Raw genomic sequence first — 19,013 nt, forward strand, 5'->3', positions numbered from 1 at the left:
CAGGAGCGGAACCGTCCATTGTACCTGCTCGCCACCGCCGATCCGGACTCAGGCGGTGGCCCGGATCATCTCGCCGAGGATGCCGGTGATCTGGTCGATCTGCGGCTTGTCCACGATCAATGGCGGCGACAACGCGATGATGTCGCCGGTACAGCGCACCAGCAGCCGGCCGTCGTGGAAGCAGCGGCGGAACACCTCGTAGCCGCGGCTGCCGGGGGTGTCCCGGCGTGGCGCCAGCTCCACCGCACCGACCAGCCCGAAGTTGCGGATATCGATCACGTTGGGCAGCCCCTGCAGGGCGTGCAACCGCTCCTGCCAGTATTCACCCAGCTCGATGGCGCGCTCGAACAGGCGCTCCTCGGCATAGACCTCCAGCGTGGCCAGCGCCGCTGCGCAGGCCAGCGGATGGCCCGAATAGGTGTAGCCGTGGAACAGCTCGATGGCCTGCGGGGGCGCCTGCATCAACGCGGCATGCACCGCATCGCTGGCCAGCACGCCGCCCAGCGGCACCGCACCGTTGCTGACCGCCTTGGCGAAGGTCAGCAGGTCCGGGGTGACCCCAAAGCGTTGTGCGGCAAAGGGCATGCCGACCCGGCCGAAGCCGGTGATCACTTCATCGAACACCAGCAGGATGCCGTGGTGGTCGCACAGCTCGCGCAGCCGCTGCAGGTAACCCGGTGCGGGCAGGATCACCCCGGCTGAACCGGCGATGGGTTCAACGAACACCGCGGCAATGGTCGATGCATCGTGCAGCGCGATCAGCCGCTCCAGGTCATCGGCCAGCTCCGCGCCCTGGCGTGGCAGGCCCTTGCTGAATGCATTGCGCTGCAGGTCCAGGGTGTGGCGCAGATAGTCCACGCCGCCCAGCTGCAGGCCGAATGCCCTGCGGTTGTTGGGCAGGCCGCCCAGTGCCATGCCGCCGAAGCCGACCCCGTGGTAGGCCTTCTCGCGGCTGATGAAGCGGGTGCGCTGGCCTTCGCCACGCTGGCGGTGGTAGGCCAGCGCGATCTTCATCGCGGTATCCACCGCCTCGGACCCGGAGCTGGTGAAGAACACATGGTTGAGCGCGGCCGGCGCCAGTGCGGCCAGCCGCTGCGCCAGTGCGAAGGCCGGCGGCGAGCCCATCTGGAAGGCCGGTGAATAGTCGAGCGTGCGGGCCTGCTCGACGATGGCCTCGACGATGCGTGGCCGCGCGTGGCCGGCGTTGCAGCACCACAGGCCGGCGGTGCCGTCGAGGATCTGGCGGCCGTCGACATCTTCGTAGTGCATGCCCTCGGCGCGTACCAGCACACGCGGCGCCGCCTTGTACTGGCGATTGGCGGTGAACGGCATCCAGTACGCGTCCAGGGATTCGGGACGCTGGGTGGCCAGGTCGTGCAGGTCGCTTTCGGGACGCTTCATGCCAGCTCCATCGGGTGCGATGCGATGAATGTAGCGCAGCTGCGTCACGGCGAAGTCGCGGCGGCCCCGGTATAAGCAAGGCTGGTTGATTGCAGGAGTGTTCCATGGCCGATTTCCCCGACCGCAGCCACTGGCAGGCGCTGGCGCTCCAGCTGTCGATGCCCGGCCAGGCCTTCATCGACGGCCGCCAGGTCGACGCTGCCAGCGGCGCCCGCTTCGACTGCATCAGCCCGATCGACGGTCGCGTGCTGGGTGCGGTCGCCGACTGCGACGCGCAGGATGTGGAGCGTGCCGTGCTGGCGGCCCGCCGCTCCTTCGATGCGGGCCACTGGTCGCAGGCCAGCCCGGCGCATCGCAAGCGCGTGCTGCTGGCGCTGGCTGCGCTGGTGGAAACGCACGCCGACGAACTGGCCCTGCTGGAAACCCTGGACATGGGCAAGCCGGTGCGCGATGCGCGGCGCATCGACCTGCCCGGCGTGGTGCGCTGCCTGAGCTGGACCGCTGAAGCGGTGGACAAGCTGTACGGGGAGATCGCGCCCACCGGCCCGCACGAACTGGGGCTGGTCACGCGCGAGGCCGCCGGCGTGGTGGCGGCCATCGTGCCGTGGAACTTCCCGTTGCTGATGGCCTGCTGGAAGATCGCGCCGGCGCTGGCGATGGGCAATTCAGTGGTACTCAAACCTTCGGAACGATCGCCGCTGAGTGCGCTGCGGCTGGCGGTACTGGCCGCCGAGGCGGGCCTGCCGGACGGGGTCCTGAACGTGTTGCCCGGCCATGGAGCGCGCGTCGGCGAACCGCTGGCCCTGCACATGGACGTGGACGTGCTGGCCTTCACCGGCTCCACCGCCACGGGCGCGAAGCTGCTGGAATACTCTGGCCGATCCAACCTCAAGCGGGTCTGGCTGGAATGCGGCGGCAAGAGCCCGCACGTGGTGTTCGCCGACGCCCCCGACCTCGATGCGGCGGCCAAGGGCGTGGCGCAGGGCATCTTCTTCAACCAGGGGGAAGTCTGCACTGCTGGCTCGCGGCTGCTGGTGCAACGCTCGATCCGCGAGGATTTCGTGCACCAGGTGGTGGCCTATGGCCAGCACATGCAGCCGCGCCACCCGCTGGAAGCCGACGCACCGATGGGTGCGCTGGTCGATGCCGCGCATCTGCACAAGGTGATGGGCGATATCGCGCGTGCCGAAGGCGAGGGCGCCCGATTGATGCTGGGCGGCCATCGCGCCGAGGTGGAAGCGGGCGGCTGCTATGTGCAGCCCACTGTGTTCGACCAGGTACGGCCCGAGCAGGCCCTGGCGCGCGAGGAAGTGTTCGGGCCGGTCCTGGCCGTGCTCGGTTTCGATGACGAAGCTGAAGCCGTGCGCCTGGCCAACGACAGCCGCTATGGATTGGCTGCCGGCCTGTGGACACGTGATCTTGGTCGCGCGCATCGCGTTGCACGCCAGCTGCGCGCCGGCAGCGTGTGGGTGAATGGCTGGGATGGCGGCGACATGACCGCCCCCTTCGGTGGCTACAAGCAGTCGGGCAATGGGCGCGACAAATCCTTGCACGCGTTCGACAAGTACAGCGAGATCAAGGCCACCTGGATCCAGTTGTAGCGTCGGGTCTGCCCGCGCTTCTGTAGAGTCGAGCCACGCTCGACTGCTCTTTGGGGAACGCTACCGGCAGCGTGTGCTCACCTGCAGCACCGCAGCACGCAACAGGTCGCGATCTGCCTCTTCGACCACATTCTGGAAATAGTCCATATCCTGCTTCCCCAGCTCGCAAGGGTCGACGATATACCCGGGCGGCCACAGCCCCAGCAGCTGCGCCACGCCGTGCACGATCTGCTCGGGGGTCATCTGCCGGCGGATGCGGAAGTAGTTGCGGCGCGGCGCGAACGCAGCATGCACCTCGCGGCGACCGATCAGGCGTGGCGCGACTCCCGCGGCGCTGATGCCGTCGCCACCGTCGATGCTGCCCGCAGGCAGGCCCAGGATCAGCGGCGCCTCTGCCGCCGGAGCCTCTTCGGCCGGCAGTGCGGTACTTGCCTGCGCGATCGGGGCAGAGTGGGGCTTCACCGATGCAGCCCGGCGCGTCATCGGTACGGAGGGCAACGCCGGAAGTGACGGCGCCGGCGCCGGCAGCTCCGGTGGCAGCCAGCGCAACGAGATCCGTGCGCCATCGTCAGCGCGCAGCACGATCCGGCCACTGCCCCACAACCACAGCGCCATCAGGCCATGCACCAGCAGCACCACCAGCCACGCCGCCATGCGCGGCAGCTTCGGGGAATCGGACCACGGCAACGCGACTGCAGCCATCGGCGAAGCTTCCATGCAGGGACCGGTGGCGCAGCCTAGCGGGCGGCCTGAAAAATTTCGTTGGCATCGGTGTCGGCTGAAACCATCGTCCCGTGCGGCCACCGGCCCGTGGCAGAATCGGGCGATCCACCGTTACCCGTGTTGCCGATGTCGACGACCCGCGCTGCCGCACCGCCCGTGAATTCCCCCCGCCGTGTCCTGCTGGCCAGCCTGATCGGCACCACCATCGAGTTCTTCGACTTCTACATCTACGCCACGGCCGCGGTGCTGGTGTTCCCGCACCTGTTCTTCCCGGACAGCAGCGAACAGGCGGCACTGCTGCAGTCGTTGGCGACCTTCGCGGTGGCGTTCATCGCCCGGCCGGTGGGCTCGGCGGTGTTCGGCCACTTCGGTGATCGCATCGGCCGCAAGGCCACCCTGGTGGCCGCACTGCTGACCATGGGCCTGTCCACGGTACTGATTGGCCTGCTGCCGACCCATGCGCAGATCGGGCTGTGGGCGCCGGCGCTGCTGGCGCTGTGCCGTTTCGGCCAGGGCCTGGGCCTGGGGGGCGAGTGGGGTGGGGCGGTGCTGCTGGCCACCGAGAACGCACCACCGGGCAAGCGCGCCTGGTACGGCATGTTCCCGCAGCTGGGCGCACCGCTGGGCTTCCTGCTGTCGGCCGGCATCTTCCTGGTGCTGGGCCGCTGCCTGAGCCAGGACGACTTCCTGCAATGGGGCTGGCGCATTCCCTTCGTGGCCAGCGCGCTGCTGGTCGGGCTGGGCCTGTGGGTGCGCCTGAACATCCACGAGACCCCCGACTTCAAGAAGGCGCTGGAGCGCAAGTCGCCGGTGCGGCTGCCGATGCTGACGGTGCTGCGTGACCATCCGGTGCCGATGCTGCTGGGCACGCTGGGGGCGTTCGCCACCTTCGTGCTGTTCTACCTGATGACAGTGTTCAGCCTCGGCCATGGCACCGCGGTGCTGGGCTACAGCCGCGAACAGTTCCTGCTGATGCAGATGGCCGGCATGCTGTTCTTCGCACTGGGCATCCCATTGTCGGCACGCTACGGAGACCGCTGGGGCACGCGCCGCACGATGATCGTGGCCAGCGTGCTGATCGTCGGATTCGGCGTGCTGTTCGCACCGCTGTTCCAGCCGCACAGCCCGTGGCTGGTTACTGGCTTCCTGTGCCTGGGCCTGTTCCTGATGGGCCTGACCTACGGGCCGTGCGGCACCTTCCTGGCCGAGATCTACCCGGTGGAGGTGCGCTACACCGGCGCGTCGCTGTCATTCAACCTGGCCGGCATCCTCGGCGCGGCCCCGGCACCGTACCTGGCCACGTGGTTGGCCGAACACTTCGGCCTGGTCGCGGTGGGTTACTACCTGTGCCTGACCGCGGTGGCGACGCTGTGCGCGCTGGTGGCGCTGCACCGGCGCGCACTGCGGCTCAACCAAAGAAGCGCTTGAGCGTGCGCCCCAGCCAGCCGCCGCCCTGATGCTCGCGGGCGAACTGGTTCAGGTGCGCCTTGACCTGCTCGGCGTAGGCCTGGTCATCGCCACGGATGTGGTTGAACAGCCAGCGCGAGAGCATGGTACGCAGCTCGTCGCTGATGTCCTCGCCGGCCTGGAAGCGCAGCCGGTACTCGGCCACGCGCTTGATGAAGACTTCATGCACACGCTTGTGCGCGGCACAGAACGGATAACCCGCCTCCTCCATCAGCTCTTCCTCGAACGCGAAGTGCGACATGGTGTAGTCGACCACTTCATCGATCACTTCGCCCACCGCCGCACGCTGCATGCTGGCCTGGGCCACGTGCAGGTGGTTGAGCATCTCGATGATGCGGCGATGTTGCTGATCGATCACATCGATGCCGATGTTCAGATCGTCCTGCCAGACCAGTAGTGCCATCCCCGGCTCCCCTTCATGCGTATGTCGGGGCCGACTGTAGAACCGCAGCGCGCGGGCGGCGTTGATCTGGATCAAGGCGTGCCGGTCAGGGCAGGGCGGGCTCGCGTGGGCGCAGCGGACTGGCCATGGTGGTGCAGCTGACCCGGTTGCGGCCGCCGGCCTTGGCCAGGTACAGCTGGCGGTCGGCCTCGGAGATCAGCCGGTGCAGCGCATCACGCTGCGGGCGCAGGCAGCACAGGCCGATGCTGACGGTCATGCGCAGCGTGGCCGAGCCGATGTCCACTTCCAGCGCGGCGATGCGCTGGCGCAGTTCCTCGAAGTACAGCAGCGCCTCGTCCTGTTCCATGTCCGGCACCAGCAGGCAGAATTCCTCGCCACCGAAGCGCGCGATCAGGTCCTGGCTGCGCGCGTGCGCGGCCACCGCGCCGGCTACCGCACGCAGTGCATCGTCGCCGGCTTCGTGGCCGTAGGTGTCGTTGATGTGCTTGAAGTGATCGATGTCGATCATCGCTACCGCCACGCATTGGCCGTGCAGCTGCAGCTGCGGCAGCTGGCGCTGGCTCTGCTCAAGGAAGCAACGGCGGTTGGGCAGGCCGGTGAGGAAATCGCGGGTGGCCAGGTCCTGCAGGGTGCCGATCAGTTCCAGCTGGTCCACGTTCTGCGAGACCCGGCAGAAGAACTCCTCGCGCGAGAAAGGCTTGCGCAGGAAGTCGTTGGCGCCGTTCTTCAGGAAGCGCGGGATCAGTGACGCATCGGTATTGCCGGAGATGCCGATCACCGCCACCTTGTCGCGCGAGCGCAGGGTACGCAGGCGGCGGGTGAATTCCACGCCCTGCATGCCGGGCATCTCCTGGTCGACCACCGCCAGGCGGATCGCCGGGTGCGCCTCGATCGCTGCCAGGCCTTCGTTGCCGTCGGCGGCCTCGTGCACCTCATGGCCGTACATGCGCAGCAGGGCCGCGGCATAGCCGCGCGCGGAGGGCGAATCGTCCACCACCAGGGCCGCGATGCGACGGTTGCGTTCCAGCCGCTGCACCAGCCAGACCAGGTAATCGATGCTGCCGGGGGTGTTCTTCAGCACGTAGTCGATGATCTGCTGCTGCAGCACGCGCTTGCGCAGGTCTTCATCGTAGACGCTGCTGACCACCACGGTCGGCAGGCCGCGCTTGAGGAAGAACTCGACCACCGCATCGCGGTCGCCGTCGGCCAGTACCAGCCCGGTCAGCACCAGGAACCAGCCCCCATCCTCGCTCAGCAGGCGGTCGGCCTCGGCCAGGGTGGAGGCGATCACCACCGGCAGTTCCAGGCGTTGCTCGATGGCCTCGCGCAGCATGCCAGTGAAAGCACGGGAGTTTTCGACCAGCAGGATCCGCTGTGGCAGCGGATCGGCCAGGTCGCCATCGACGGCGGCCTGCGGCAGGACGGGCATGATGCGGTGGCTCACGAGGGAGGGCTCGGCACGGATAGCGGCAGTTTCGAGTGCAACTTTAGGACGAAAGCGTCCGTACTCGTCGTTTGGCCCATTGCTCAGATGGGAAGCGGTTAGTATCAGCTGGAGGTTCTCGACTTCAACTTCGACCTGGAGGTCACTGTGCGATTTTCATGTTTTGGTACGGCTACTGGATTTCTGATGCTTGCCGCTGCCCCGGCAATCGCGGGCGGTCCCTCGGATTTTCATGGAAAGCCATTGGCTACGGCTGGATTGGGGCAGGCAAGTCCGGCTGCGGTCAATCTCAGCCAGGATCCCAGCTGGCAGCTCTATGGATTCCAGCGTGACGGCATCACCTATTTGCAGGTGAACGACCTCCTCGGAAACGTGCAGCTGATCATCGGCAACGCAGGGGGGGCATACTGGGTGCTGCCGGCAGGCGACAATCTGGCTAAGGTTTCGCTGCCCCAGCAGAAAATCCAGATACCGGCAGGCGCCAGCCGCTCGCAGATCTACAGCGGCAGTGATTTTTCACTGGTGCGTTATCGTAGTGGCGGCGAGGTCATCTGGTCGGTTGAAACACCGTAAAGACGCTGAAGTGCGCAGCGGTGTGGGGATATCCCGCGCCGCTGCACTTGCCGCGATGAACGCGGTTAGAGGGTGATTGCGGTAAGGGCTGCCCTTTGGCGGGCATCGGCCATCAGGTTTGGGTCTGCGAGTTTCCCTGTCCCGAGGCCGTTACGTGATCCATAGCGTTGAATGATGCAATGCCGATGGCAGCGGAGTCACCCGTTTCCATCATCGCCATCCGTATCCGATTCCGATGGCACTGCACTGTTCCGCCATAGGCAATCGTCCGGCCAGCCAAGCGCTCGACCGTGGCGGTGCAAGTGGACGGTGACAGGCTGCGGTACGAATCCAGGAGTGCGACCGTCATCAGGATGCCGCGGCGTTCTCCTCTCCTGCCACAACGCACGCGGATGCTGATCTGACCTGATTCACTGTTGATCAACAGTGAAACGGCATCGGTGAGAGCGCGATAGGCGGCAAGCTGCAGGCCGACGCTGAGCTGACAGGGATCACCGAGCAAGCAAGGGCGCATCACGCGATGACTCAGATCCCAGCTTTTACGTACGCCGCCGGCCTGTAGGGCGACGTAGAGCCCAAGATGTTCCAATGCGGCGGGGTAGACCATGCTGGTCTGTTCACGGAACTGTCGTGAATGGACCGAAGCCATATGCAGGAGACTGTTCGCTATCGTGGGATGGCCCTGTGCATTGAGCCAATTCACCACCTCGCTGAGCGATGTGTCGATGCCGTCCCCCAGCTTCCTCAGGTGTCGCGCGCGCTCACGGAGATCAAGCTCGCTTGCCACCAGTGAATTGCGCGCGTGCTTGAGCGCATCTCTTTCACCCACTTCGCCCAATCTCGAACGGTGGTAGTAGTGGGTAATGCGCGACCCCAGCACCAGCAGTGCAGCGCCGGTGACCGCCATGATCTGCTGGGTCGCGAACGCGGCTGGATCGAACGCACCGGTATAGGGGCTTGGTGTGGTCAGACCAATGATCAAGTTGAGCGACGGTACGCCGATCGCCGCACCTCTCCAGCCATACAGGCAGGTGAGCACGACGACCGGCAGCGCCATCAGCAGCTGCATCGACGTCTTGGCGTTGGCTTCGTCCAGCGGGAGCTGTGCGGCATACAGGCCAATCATCGTCATCAACGTCAGTGCAGCGAGTGCAGGCGGAGTGAAGCCTGATGTCCAACGGGCGTTGCCGGTCCGGCGTGTCCACAGCAACGCAAGCGGTGCAAGCGTCAGTATGCCAATGAAGTCGCCAACGACCAGGCGCGCGATGCTGGCAAGCACCGGCATATCCGGTGGTGTCGGCCACAGAAGGTGTGCCAACATCAGATTGAGCGCCGTGACCACCAGCGCCGATGCCGCCGCAACTGAAATCAGCCACGCGTTCTTCGTGGTGACCATCATCTTCCGGTGCAGATGCACGATCAGCATCACTGCAGGCATCAGTAGCGCCGAACCAAGCACTATCCAGGCCAGCCCATACTTCTCGATCATTGGCACGCGCATCTGCGCAAAGTAGGCGTATTCGCCGAGCAGCAGGTACGGCCACCAGCGAGGGGGGAACAACAGCACTGCAGCCACGCGGACGCCGGCGGGCAGGTAGAACTGGTCGAGCGACAACTGGCGAGACGCCCAGCACGCGATGGCATACAACAGCGCAAGCGCTAGCCCCGCCGGGCGGATACGCAACTTCAACTGCAGACCTTCATTCCACCAGTTCAATCGCACTTCTCCCTCTAGCACGTTCCCTGTCAGTATCCATTCGCCGCGGGACCCGGTTCTGGGGGGACGGTATCGGCATGCATTAGATAATGCAATTGACGATGCGATCTGCCGATCAAATGAGAATTCCGTCACGCCTTCTGTATAAGTGTCTTTCACATGCTGTAGAGGATCAGGAGTTGCCGGTTCTTCGGAATCTTTCCGTGCCAGCTCACTGTTTCACCACAACGCGTCCCGCAGTTTGTACCACGACATCGCCGCCACCAGCAGCGGCATCCGCAGCAGGCGCCCGCCGGGGAAGGGCGCATGCCGCAGGCGCTGGAACACGTCCAGGCGCTCGCTCTGGCCGGCGATGGCGGCGGCAATCACCTCGCCAGCCAGCCCGGCGGCGGCCACGCCATGCCCCGAGAACCCCTGCGCGAAATACAGGTTGCCATCCAGCCGGCCCCAGTGCGGGGCGCGGTTGCGGGTAATGTCCACGTAGCCGCCCCAGACCTGCTCCAGCGGCACGTCGGCCAGCTGCGGGAACACCTGGTGCATGCGCCGCTGCATCACCCCGTGCAGCCCGGGCGGGGGCAGGGCCGAATAACTGGCGCGGCCGCCGAACAGCAGGCGGTGATCGTGGCTGAGGCGGAAATAGTCCAGTGCCCAAGCGGTGTCGGCCACGGCCATGTTGTTACCGATCAGGGCGCGGGCGCGCTGCGCACCCAGTGGCGCGCTGGCACCGATATAGGTGCCGACCGGCATGATCCGCCGTTCCAGCTGGGGCAGCAGGCCCTGCAGCCAGGCGTTGCCGGCCACCACCAGGTGCGCGGCGCGCACGCTGCCCTGCGCCGTGTGCAGCGCGGGTTGGGAGCCACGCTGGACGCGCACCACGGGCGAATCCTCGTGGATGACCACCCCGGCAGCGCGTGCTGCATCGGCCAGGCCACGTGCATAGGCCAGCGGCTGAAGGTGCGCGCTGAGCGGGTCGAACATCGCGGCGCGGTAGCGCGGGCTGTCCAGCTGCGCATGCAGGGTGTCACGGTCCCACCACTGCATGGGGTAGTTGTAGTGGCGCTGCAGGTGTTCACAGTTGGCGCGCAGATCACGCTCGTGACGCTCGCGGATGGCGACGCTGGCGTGGCCTTCCACCCAGTGGCAGTCGATGCCATGGCGGTCGATGCGCATGCGCATCGCCTGCACCGCATCGCGCGACCAGTCGAACAGGCGGCGGGCATCATCGCGGCCGAGCTGGCGCTCCAGCTCATCCACCTCGCAGCCATAGCCAACCAGCGCCTGCCCGCCGTTGCGCCCTGAGGCGCCCCAGCCGATCCGCTGTGCTTCCAGCAGGACCACGCGCTGGCCACGCGCCGCCAGTTCCAGCGCCGCGGTCAGGCCGGTATATCCGGCGCCAAGCACGGCCACATCGGCCTGCGCATCGCCCCGCAGCGCGGGCAGCGCGGGTGGTTCGGGCAGGCTGGCGGCGTACCAGCTGGGTGGGAAGGCGGCGCTCACTGCAGGCCTCGCGCTTGCGGCGCAGACGGTCGGAGTGGGGGAGGGTGATCGGTGTTCACCCGTGTAGTTTCGCCGATGGATGACGGCCATGGTGTGACGGTGATGACTTGCCGCGTTCGTCGGCCGGCGGGTAACGTGTCCCCACGCCAAGGAGTTTTCCCATGCGCCGGCTGCCCTGGGTGGGCCTGCCCACCGACAGTACCGTGCTCGGCCATCACCGTTTCGCGGTGGCCGGCGAGAAGTACCTGCACGCGCTGGTCGAGGCGGCCGACGTCACCCCGCTGGTGTTGCCGAGCCTGCAGCCGCCGTTGCCGGCCAGTGACTGGCTGCAGGGGCTGGATGGCCTGCTGTTGACCGGTGCGGTCAGCAACATCGAACCACAACACTATGAAGGCGGCCGCAGCTGGCCGGGCAACCCGCATGATCCGGCGCGTGATGCCAATGCCTTCGCGCTGCTGCACGGGGCGCTGGCGCTGGACCTGCCGGTGCTGGCGATCTGCCGCGGCTTCCAGGAGTTGAACGTCGCACTGGGCGGCAGCCTGCATCCGCAGGTGCATGCCGTGCCGGGCCTGGATGACCATCGCGAGGACCCGCAGGCGCTGGTGGAGGTGCAGTACGGCCCGGCCCACGCGGTCACGCTGGCAGCCGATGGTTGGCTGGCGCAGTGGCACGAGGGCGAGCGCGTGCAGGTCAATTCGGTGCATGGGCAGGGCATCGCCCGCCTGGCGCAGGGGCTGCAGGTCGAGGCGGTGGCCGACGACGGGCTGGTCGAGGCGGCGCGCAGCCTGCATCATCGATTCGTGCTCGGCGTACAGTGGCACCCGGAGTGGCGTGTCATGCAGGTGCCGTTCTATCACGCTATTTTCCGTGCGTTCGGCCAAGCTTGCCGGCAGCACCAACAGAACCGACTGGATTCCCGATGAGTTCCCGAACGCGCCCGCGCAAGACGGCCACGCCCCCCGCACCGCAGGAAAGCAGCCTGCTGCGCTGGCTGAAGGAGCGGCGGATCACCGAGGTCGAATGCCTGGTGCCGGACATCACCGGCAACGCGCGCGGCAAGATCATTCCCGCCGACAAGTTCTCGCACGACTACGGCACGAGGTTGCCGGAAGGCATCTTCGCCACTACGGTCACCGGCGAGTTCCCCGATGATTACTACGACCTGACCTCGCCGTCGGATTCGGACATGATCCTGCGTCCGGACCCGGACACCGTGCGCATGGTGCCCTGGGCCACCGACCCGACGGCGCAGATCATCCATGACTGCTACACCAAGACCGGCGAACCGCACGAGCTGGCGCCGCGCAACGTGCTGCGCAGGGTGCTGGACGCCTATGCCGAACTGGGCCTGCGCCCGGTCGTGGCACCGGAACTGGAGTTCTTCCTGGTGCAGAAGAACACCGACCCGGATTTCCCGCTGCTGCCTCCGGCGGGCCGCTCAGGCCGTCCGGAAACGGCGCGCCAGTCCTACTCGATCGATGCGGTCAACGAGTTCGACCCGATCCTCGACCTGATGTACGACTACTGCGACGCGATGAAGCTGGACGTCGACACGCTGATCCACGAGTCCGGCGCGGCGCAGCTGGAGGTCAATTTCACCCACGCCAACGCGATGGACCTGGCCGACCAGGTGTTCCTGTTCAAGCGCACCATGCGCGAATCGGCGATGCGCCACGGCGTGTACGCCACGTTCCTGGCCAAGCCGATGGAGAACGAGCCCGGCAGTGCCATGCACATCCACCAGAGCCTGGTGCGGATCAGCGACGGCCAGAACGTGTTCAGTGGCGAGCATGGCGGCGAGGATTTCAGCCCCATGTTCGCCCACTACCTGGCGGGCCTGCAGAAGTATGTGCCGATGGCCATGGCCTTCTTCGCGCCGAACGTGAATTCCTACCGCCGGCTGGTGTTCGGCGAGGTTTCACCAAGCAACGTGCACTGGGGGTTCGACAACCGCACCTGCGGCCTGCGGGTGCCGTTGGATACTCCGGAAAACATGCGCGTCGAAAGCCGTTTTGCCGGTTCCGACGCCAACCCCTACCTGGCCATGGCGGCCACCCTGGCCTGTGGCCTGCTCGGCATCCGTGAGCGCCTTGCGCCGGATGCGCCGGTCAGTGGCAGTGCCAAGGAACTGGGCTACAACCTGCCGCGCTCGCTGGGCGAGGCGCTGGATGGCCTGGAACAGTGCGGCGCGCTGCAGGCGCTGCTGGGCGAGCGTTTCTGCCGGGCCTACATCTCGGTCAAGCGCAAGGAATACGAGACCTTTTTCCGTGTCATCAGCTCGTGGGAACGCGAGTTCCTGCTGCTGAACGTCTGAGCGTCCGCAATAGAAAAATCCGCCGCCGGGGGGTAGGCTGGCACCCGTTGCCGGCTCCGCCGGCCCCCCTTCCGCATTCTGGAGCACCCGATGAAGCTGCGTATCCTCACGCTCGGCCTGGCCTCCGCCATGCTCGCCGCCTGTGGCGGTGGCAAAGGTGGCGCGCAGGACAGCCAGGTCCTGAACGTCTACAACTACAGCGATTACATCGCCGAGGACACCATTCCGACCTTCGAGAAGGAGAGCGGGATCAAGGTGACCTACGATGTGTTCGACAGCGATGAGATGGTCGAGACCAAGCTGCTGGCCGGCAACAGCGGCTACGACGTGGTGGTGCCGACCCTGAACTTCTTCGGGCGCCAGATCCAGGCCGGCGTGTTCCTGCCGCTGGACAAGAGCAAGATCCCGAACCTGGCCAACCTCGATCCGGCGGTGATGAAGCGCATCGCCACCCAGGACCCGGGCAACCAGTACGGCGTGCCGTACATGATCGGCACCACCGGCATCGGCTACAACGTGGACATGCTGAAGCAGCGCTTCGGCGGCAGCGCCGACATCGCCAGCAGCTGGGACCTGGTGTTCAAGCCGGAAAACATCAGCAAGATGAAGGACTGCGGCGTGACCATCCTGGACACGCCGGCGGACATGATCCCGATCGCGCTGCACTACCTGGGCCTGGACCCGCACAGCGCCGACCCGGCCGAGCTGCAGAAGGCGGCCGACCTGCTGAAGTCGATCCGTCCGTACGTGCAGAATTTCCACTCCTCGCAGTACGTGGGCTCGCTGGCCAATGGCGGCACCTGCCTGGTGGTCGGCTGGTCGGGTGACATCATCCAGGCCCGCGACCGTGCCGAGGAAGCCAGCAATGGCGTGCACGTGGCCTACTCGATCCCGAAGGAAGGCGCCCCGCAGTGGTTCGACATGCTGGCGATCCCGAAGGACGCCAAGCACCCGGAAGCGGCCTACGCGTTCATCAACTACCTGCTGCAGCCGAAGGTGGCCGCAGCCAACACCAACTTCATCCACTACGCCAACCCGGTGCCGACCGCGACCCCGCTGGTGGACGAGGCGATCCGTACCGATCCGACCATCTACCCGCCGGCCGATGTGGCCGAGAGGATGTTCACCTATTCGATCAACACGCCGGAGACCGACAAGCTCTACACCCGGCTGTGGACCGAGGTGAAGACCGGGCGGTAAGCCGGTCCGGCGGCGCCGGGTCATGCCCGGCGCCCGCTCCCCGGGAAGGGAGGCGCGCCTTGCCCGGCAAGGGCAGTGGCCGCGCAGGCGCGGTCCGACCGGCCCCGCCCGCCTGTTGCCGTCATATCCCCTGCGCCCCCGGGCCGTTAGAATGGCGGCCGCTGTCCACCGCCCGCTCCCGGAGCCCCCATGCCCGTTGAAGCCCAGCCGGTAGCCGCCGTCGTCGACACGACCGGTGCGCCCGGCTATCTCTCCATTCGTGACCTGCGCAAGGAATTCGACGGTTTCGTCGCCGTCGACGACGTCAATCTGGACGTGCGCAAGGGCGAGATCTTTGCCCTGCTCGGCGGCTCCGGCAGTGGCAAGTCGACCCTGCTGCGCTGCCTGGGCGGCTTCGAGACGCCCACCAAGGGCAGCATCACCCTCGATGGCCAGCGCCTGGACGCGCTGCCGCCGTACCAGCGGCCGGTCAACATGATGTTCCAGTCCTATGCGCTGTTCCCGCACATGACGGTCGAGCAGAACATCGCCTTCGGGCTGAAGCAGGATGGCCTGGCCAAGGACGCGATCAGCAAGCGCGTCGGCGAGATGCTGGAGCTGGTGCAGATGGGCCACCTGGGCAAGCGCAAGCCGCACCAGCTGTCCGGTGGCCAGCAGCAGCGCGTGGCGCTGGCGCGGTCGCTGGCCAAGGGGCCGAAGCTGCTGCTGCTGGACGAGCCGATGGGCGCGCTGGACAAGAAGCTGCGCTCGCAGATGCAGCTGGAACTGGTCAGCATCATCGAGTCGTCGGGCGTGACCTGCGTGATGGTCACCCACGACCAGGAAGAAGCGATGACCATGGCCACCCGCATCGCAGTGATGGATGCCGGCTGGATCCAGCAGGTCGGCAAGCCCGACGAGGTCTACGAGCAGCCGGCCAACCGCTTCGTGGCCGAGTTCATCGGTTCGGTCAACCTGTTCGACGGGGTGATCGACGAGGACCTGCCCGAGTACGTGACCGTGCGCTCGCCGCTGTTCCCGGCACCGATCTACATCGCCCATGGCATCACCGGTTATGAAGGGCAGCCGGTCGCGTTCGCGCTGCGCCCGGAGAAGGTGATGATCGGCAAGGACGAGCCGGAAGGGCACACCAACAAGGCACAGGGCGTGATCGAGGACATCGCCTATTTCGGCAGCCACTCGGTCTACCACGTGCGCCTGCCCAGCGGCGCCAAGGTGCTGGCCAACTTCGCCAACTCGCAGCGCTGGGCCAGCGATGGCCTGACCTGGGGCGACAGTGTGTGGGTGCACTGGCGCGACAACGATGGCGTGGTGCTGACCTCATGAACGTCGCCGGCCTGAAGCGCTGGCTGCCGGGGCTGCGTGCCACGGTGATCGGCATTCCGTACCTGTGGCTGCTGCTGTTCTTCGCGGTGCCGTTCCTGATCGTGCTGATGATCAGCTTCTCGCTCAGCCGGGTCGGCTCGCCGCCGTACACCTGGCTGCTGCAGTACGTGGACGGCGGCTTCTCGCTGAAGCTGAACCTGGAAAACTACCTGGCGCTGTTCCGCGATTCGATCTACGCGCAGGCGTTCCTCAGCTCGATCAAGATCGCGGCCATCTCCACCTTCCTCACCCTGCTGATCGGTTATCCGATGGCCTATGCCATCGCACGCCTGTCGCCGGCCGCGCGCAACGTGGCGATGATGCTGGTGGTGCTGCCGTCGTGGACGTCGTTCCTGATCCGCGTGTATGCGTGGAAGGCGATCCTGGACCGCAACGGCCTGCTTGACCAGTTCCTGCAGTTCACCGGCCTGCAGACGCTGATGACCGGCCTGGGCCTGCCGAAGCTGCAGCTGATCGACACCCCGACCGCGGCCTACATCGGCATCGTCTACTGCTACCTGCCGTTCATGGTGCTGCCGCTGTACGCCAACCTGGTCAAGCACGACCACCGCCTGCTGGAAGCGGCCTACGACCTTGGCGCCAAGCCGTGGCAGGCGTTCCTGCGCATCACCCTGCCGCTGTCGAAGGCGGGCATCATCGCCGGCTGCATGCTGGTGATGATCCCGGCGATCGGTGAATTCGTGATCCCGGAAATGCTGGGCGGTTCGGAGACGCTGATGGTCGGCCGCCAGCTGTGGAACGAGTTCTTCAACAACCGCAACTGGCCGGGTGCCTCGGCGATGGCGGTGGCGATGATCCTGCTGCTGCTGGTGCCGATCCTGCTGTTCAACCGTTCCCAGCAGCGCCTGCTGGAAGGAAAGCAGGCATGAGCCCGCGTACCGCCAAGGGCCTGGGGCTGGGCGTGCTGCTGCTCGGCTTCGCCTTCCTGTACCTGCCGATCCTGCTGCTGATGTTCTACTCGTTCAACAGCTCGCGGCTGGCGATGGTCTGGGCCGGGTTCTCCACCCGTGCCTACAGCGACCTGTTCGCCGACCGCGCGCTGATGGACGCGATGTGGACCAGCCTGGTGGTGGCGTTCTGGACCGCCTGTACCGCCACCGTGCTGGGCACGCTGGCGGCGATGGTGATGACCCGCTTCAAGCGCTTCCGCGGCAAGCCGCTGTTCGGCGCCCTGGTCACTGCACCGCTGGTGATGCCGGACGTCATCCTCGGGTTCTCGCTGATGGCGCTGCTGGCCTCGATGGGCGCGATTCCCGGCTTCCCCGCGCGCGGCCTGGCCACCATCTGGATCGCGCACGTCACCTTCACCCTGTGCTTCGTCACCGTGGTGGTGTCTTCGCGCCTGCAGGAAATGGATCTCTCGCTGGAAGAAGCGGCGATGGACCTGGGTGCCAGCCGGCTGACCGTGTTCGGCCGCATCACCCTGCCGATCATCGCCCCGGCACTGGTGGCAGGCTGGCTGCTGGCCTTTACCCTGTCGCTGGATGACGTGGTGGTGGCCAGCTTCGTCGCCACGCCGGGTTCGACCACGCTGCCGATGAAGGTGTTCGCCTCGGTGCGCATGGGCATCAGTCCGAAGATCAATGCACTGGCAACGCTGCTGGTGTCGGCGGTATCGATCGCCGCGGTGATCGGCTGGTACATCAATGCACGCGCCGAAAAGCGGCGCCAGCGCGACCTGCAGCTGGCGCGGCAGGACAACGGCTGAGGTCTGCCGGCAGGGCCGGCAACATCAGCGCCGGCAACATCCGGCTCACGGCCGGCGGCGCACAATGGGGGTCTTCCTGAAGGAGATCCCCCATGACCGTCGAGATCGTTGATCCGGCCACCGGCCTGGTGACCTACCGCCATGAACTGATGGGCGCTGCCGATATCGAGCAGCGCCTGCAGGCTGCCGCCGATGCCTTCCCGGGCTGGGCGGATCGCTCGTTGCAGGACCGGGGCGCCATCCTGCGCCAGATCGCCGCGCAGCTGCGCACGCGCCGCGACGACCTGCAGCAGGCGATGACCCATGAAATGGGCAAGCTCAAGGCCGAAGCGCTGGCCGAGGTCGACAAGTGTGCCGCCGCCTGCGAGTACTACGCCGACCATGCCGCCGACTACCTCAAGCCGCAGCTGATCGACACCGAAGCCCAGCGCAGCTACGTGCGCTACGAGCCGATCGGCTGCGTGTTCGCGGTGATGCCGTGGAATTTCCCGATCTGGCAGGTGTTCCGATTCCTGGCCCCGGCGTTCATGGCCGGCAACGTGGCCCTGCTCAAGCACGCCAGCAACGTGCCGCAGTGCGCCGACCTGATCCTGGCGGTGTGCCGCGACGGTGGCCTTCCCGAAGGCGTGTTCGATGTGCTGCACATCGACAACGACCAGGCCGCCGACGTGCTGCGCGACGCGCGGGTGAAGGCGGTGACATTGACCGGCAGCGAACGGGCAGGGCGCTCGATCGCGTCCAATGCCGGCAGCCAGCTGAAGAAGTCGGTGATGGAACTCGGCGGCAGTGATGCCTTCGTGGTGCTCGACGATGCCGACCTCGACAAGACCGTGGCGGCGGCAGTGAAATCACGCTTCGACAACAGCGGCCAGACCTGCATCGCAGCCAAGCGCTTCATCGTGGTGGATGCCGTGGCCGATGAATTCACCCGTCGCTTCGTTGAGGCGGCGGGCGAGCGCCAGTACGGCGATCCGGATGAGCGTGGTACCACGCTGGCGCCGATGGCCCGCGCCGACCTGCGCGACGAACTGCACAAGCAGGTGCAGGCCAGTGTGGCCAAGGGCGCGCGCGTGCTGATCGGTGGCGAGCCGATTGCCGGCACGCATGCCGGCTATCCGGCCACGGTGCTCGATCATGTGGGTCCAGGGATGCCGGCGTACGACGAGGAACTGTTCGGGCCGGTGGCCGCAGTGATCCGGGTCAAGGACGAGGCCGAGGCGCTGCGCGTGGCCAATGACACCCGCTTTGGCCTGGGCGGCAGTGTGTGGACGCGCGACCCGGTGCGCGGCGAAGGCTTTGCCCAGCGTATGGAGTGTGGCGCCGCGTTCGTCAACGCCATCGTCAAGAGTGACGCGCGGTTGCCGTTCGGCGGCAGCAAGCAGTCTGGCTTCGGCCGCGAACTGGCCGACCACGGCATCCATGAGTTCATGAACATCAAGACCGTCTACGTGGCTTGATGCCGAACGGTAGTGCCGGCCGCTGGCCGGCATTGCCTGGTTGCCGGCCAGCGGCCGGCACTACCCAAGGCGGGTCATGTGCCACGACTCACGGTCGTGGCCTACCGGTTTGGTGGGTATGG

At 66.5% G+C, this 19,013-nt stretch carries 16 protein-coding genes; 10 read left to right on the top strand and 6 right to left on the bottom strand.

Features of this window, described 5'->3' with window-relative positions; all coding sequences use genetic code 11:
- Positions 1-48 precede the first annotated feature (48 nt).
- Complete coding sequence (aptA, locus tag AC5P7U_RS08890) at positions 49-1,401, bottom strand: omega-aminotransferase AptA (protein ID WP_414547022.1); 1,353 nt, start codon at positions 1,399-1,401, stop codon at positions 49-51.
- Positions 1,402-1,505: 104 nt separating this feature from the next.
- Between aptA and AC5P7U_RS08895 the strand changes: the two genes are divergently transcribed.
- A complete protein-coding gene (locus AC5P7U_RS08895) occupies positions 1,506-3,002 on the top strand; it encodes an aldehyde dehydrogenase (protein ID WP_006429104.1) in 1,497 nt (498 codons plus the stop codon).
- A gap of 60 nt (positions 3,003-3,062) precedes the next feature.
- Here AC5P7U_RS08895 and AC5P7U_RS08900 read toward each other — a convergent pair whose 3' ends face one another.
- Positions 3,063-3,704, bottom strand: a complete 642-nt coding sequence (locus tag AC5P7U_RS08900) for a hypothetical protein (RefSeq protein WP_197564588.1) — start codon at positions 3,702-3,704, stop codon at positions 3,063-3,065.
- A gap of 147 nt (positions 3,705-3,851) precedes the next feature.
- Between AC5P7U_RS08900 and AC5P7U_RS08905 the strand changes: the two genes are divergently transcribed.
- Positions 3,852-5,153, top strand: a complete 1,302-nt coding sequence (locus AC5P7U_RS08905; protein ID WP_006429164.1) for an MFS transporter — start codon at positions 3,852-3,854, stop codon at positions 5,151-5,153.
- Here AC5P7U_RS08905 and AC5P7U_RS08910 read toward each other — a convergent pair.
- Together AC5P7U_RS08910 and AC5P7U_RS08915 are read right to left on the bottom strand one after the other, a co-directional pair.
- A complete protein-coding gene (locus tag AC5P7U_RS08910; protein ID WP_006429165.1) occupies positions 5,134-5,595 on the bottom strand; it encodes a bacteriohemerythrin in 462 nt (153 codons plus the stop codon). The two genes, AC5P7U_RS08905 and AC5P7U_RS08910, sit on opposite strands and share 20 nt — an antisense overlap.
- 85 nt (positions 5,596-5,680) lie before the next feature.
- Positions 5,681-7,024: a diguanylate cyclase gene (locus AC5P7U_RS08915; RefSeq protein WP_006429166.1), complete on the bottom strand. Its 1,344-nt coding sequence runs from the start codon at positions 7,022-7,024 to the stop codon at positions 5,681-5,683.
- Positions 7,025-7,225: 201 nt separating this feature from the next.
- Between AC5P7U_RS08915 and AC5P7U_RS08920 the strand changes: the two genes are divergently transcribed.
- Positions 7,226-7,612 (top strand): hypothetical protein, encoded by a 387-nt coding sequence (locus AC5P7U_RS08920; RefSeq protein WP_230078928.1) that lies wholly within the window; start codon positions 7,226-7,228, stop codon positions 7,610-7,612.
- 112 nt (positions 7,613-7,724) lie between these two features.
- Here the strand turns inward: AC5P7U_RS08920 and AC5P7U_RS08925 are convergent, their stop codons facing one another.
- A complete protein-coding gene (locus AC5P7U_RS08925; protein ID WP_006429168.1) occupies positions 7,725-9,335 on the bottom strand; it encodes an MASE1 domain-containing protein in 1,611 nt (536 codons plus the stop codon).
- A 213-nt stretch (positions 9,336-9,548) separates the two neighbouring features.
- Entirely contained in the window at positions 9,549-10,826 is a 1,278-nt protein-coding gene (locus tag AC5P7U_RS08930; protein WP_197564587.1) for an NAD(P)/FAD-dependent oxidoreductase, read from the bottom strand.
- Between the two features lie 161 nt (positions 10,827-10,987).
- Here AC5P7U_RS08930 and AC5P7U_RS08935 point away from each other — a divergent pair, with 161 nt between their 5' ends.
- The 7 genes from AC5P7U_RS08935 (at position 10,988) to AC5P7U_RS08965 (ending at position 18,891) form a co-directional block, all read left to right on the top strand.
- On the top strand, positions 10,988-11,749 hold the full coding sequence (locus tag AC5P7U_RS08935) for a gamma-glutamyl-gamma-aminobutyrate hydrolase family protein (RefSeq protein ID WP_197564586.1): 762 nt from the start codon (positions 10,988-10,990) through the stop codon (positions 11,747-11,749).
- On the top strand, positions 11,746-13,140 hold the full coding sequence (locus tag AC5P7U_RS08940; RefSeq protein WP_006429229.1) for a glutamine synthetase family protein: 1,395 nt from the start codon (positions 11,746-11,748) through the stop codon (positions 13,138-13,140). Before AC5P7U_RS08935 ends, AC5P7U_RS08940 begins: the two co-directional genes overlap by 4 nt.
- Before the next feature lie 90 nt (positions 13,141-13,230).
- The gene (locus AC5P7U_RS08945; RefSeq protein ID WP_312560471.1) at positions 13,231-14,340 is read left to right on the top strand and encodes a polyamine ABC transporter substrate-binding protein; all 1,110 of its coding nucleotides are present in this window, start codon (positions 13,231-13,233) and stop codon (positions 14,338-14,340) included.
- Between the two features lie 189 nt (positions 14,341-14,529).
- Positions 14,530-15,666 (top strand): ABC transporter ATP-binding protein, encoded by a 1,137-nt coding sequence (locus AC5P7U_RS08950; RefSeq protein ID WP_053449267.1) that lies wholly within the window; start codon positions 14,530-14,532, stop codon positions 15,664-15,666.
- Entirely contained in the window at positions 15,663-16,595 is a 933-nt protein-coding gene (locus tag AC5P7U_RS08955; protein ID WP_006429237.1) for an ABC transporter permease subunit, read from the top strand. Before AC5P7U_RS08950 ends, AC5P7U_RS08955 begins: the two co-directional genes overlap by 4 nt.
- Complete coding sequence (locus AC5P7U_RS08960) at positions 16,592-17,434, top strand: ABC transporter permease subunit (RefSeq protein ID WP_106550353.1); 843 nt, start codon at positions 16,592-16,594, stop codon at positions 17,432-17,434. Before AC5P7U_RS08955 ends, AC5P7U_RS08960 begins: the two co-directional genes overlap by 4 nt.
- Before the next feature lie 92 nt (positions 17,435-17,526).
- Positions 17,527-18,891 (top strand): aldehyde dehydrogenase family protein, encoded by a 1,365-nt coding sequence (locus AC5P7U_RS08965; protein WP_197564585.1) that lies wholly within the window; start codon positions 17,527-17,529, stop codon positions 18,889-18,891.
- Positions 18,892-19,013 lie beyond the last annotated feature (122 nt).

The sequence above is a fragment of the Stenotrophomonas sp. YJH_SMC_57 genome (assembly GCF_059369755.1).

What these genes read in the sequence shown, in the direction of transcription:
- aptA (WP_414547022.1), bottom strand. Translation starts at nt 1,401, where the DNA reads ATGAAGCGTCCCGAAAGCGACCTGCACGACCTGGCCACCCAGCGTCCC.
- AC5P7U_RS08895 (WP_006429104.1), top strand. Translation starts at nt 1,506, where the DNA reads ATGGCCGATTTCCCCGACCGCAGCCACTGGCAGGCGCTGGCGCTCCAG.
- AC5P7U_RS08900 (WP_197564588.1), bottom strand. Translation starts at nt 3,704, where the DNA reads ATGGCTGCAGTCGCGTTGCCGTGGTCCGATTCCCCGAAGCTGCCGCGC.
- AC5P7U_RS08905 (WP_006429164.1), top strand. Translation starts at nt 3,852, where the DNA reads ATGTCGACGACCCGCGCTGCCGCACCGCCCGTGAATTCCCCCCGCCGT.
- AC5P7U_RS08910 (WP_006429165.1), bottom strand. Translation starts at nt 5,595, where the DNA reads ATGGCACTACTGGTCTGGCAGGACGATCTGAACATCGGCATCGATGTG.
- AC5P7U_RS08915 (WP_006429166.1), bottom strand. Translation starts at nt 7,024, where the DNA reads ATGCCCGTCCTGCCGCAGGCCGCCGTCGATGGCGACCTGGCCGATCCG.
- AC5P7U_RS08920 (WP_230078928.1), top strand. Translation starts at nt 7,226, where the DNA reads ATGCTTGCCGCTGCCCCGGCAATCGCGGGCGGTCCCTCGGATTTTCAT.
- AC5P7U_RS08935 (WP_197564586.1), top strand. Translation starts at nt 10,988, where the DNA reads ATGCGCCGGCTGCCCTGGGTGGGCCTGCCCACCGACAGTACCGTGCTC.
- AC5P7U_RS08940 (WP_006429229.1), top strand. Translation starts at nt 11,746, where the DNA reads ATGAGTTCCCGAACGCGCCCGCGCAAGACGGCCACGCCCCCCGCACCG.
- AC5P7U_RS08945 (WP_312560471.1), top strand. Translation starts at nt 13,231, where the DNA reads ATGAAGCTGCGTATCCTCACGCTCGGCCTGGCCTCCGCCATGCTCGCC.
- AC5P7U_RS08950 (WP_053449267.1), top strand. Translation starts at nt 14,530, where the DNA reads ATGCCCGTTGAAGCCCAGCCGGTAGCCGCCGTCGTCGACACGACCGGT.
- AC5P7U_RS08955 (WP_006429237.1), top strand. Translation starts at nt 15,663, where the DNA reads ATGAACGTCGCCGGCCTGAAGCGCTGGCTGCCGGGGCTGCGTGCCACG.
- AC5P7U_RS08960 (WP_106550353.1), top strand. Translation starts at nt 16,592, where the DNA reads ATGAGCCCGCGTACCGCCAAGGGCCTGGGGCTGGGCGTGCTGCTGCTC.
- AC5P7U_RS08965 (WP_197564585.1), top strand. Translation starts at nt 17,527, where the DNA reads ATGACCGTCGAGATCGTTGATCCGGCCACCGGCCTGGTGACCTACCGC.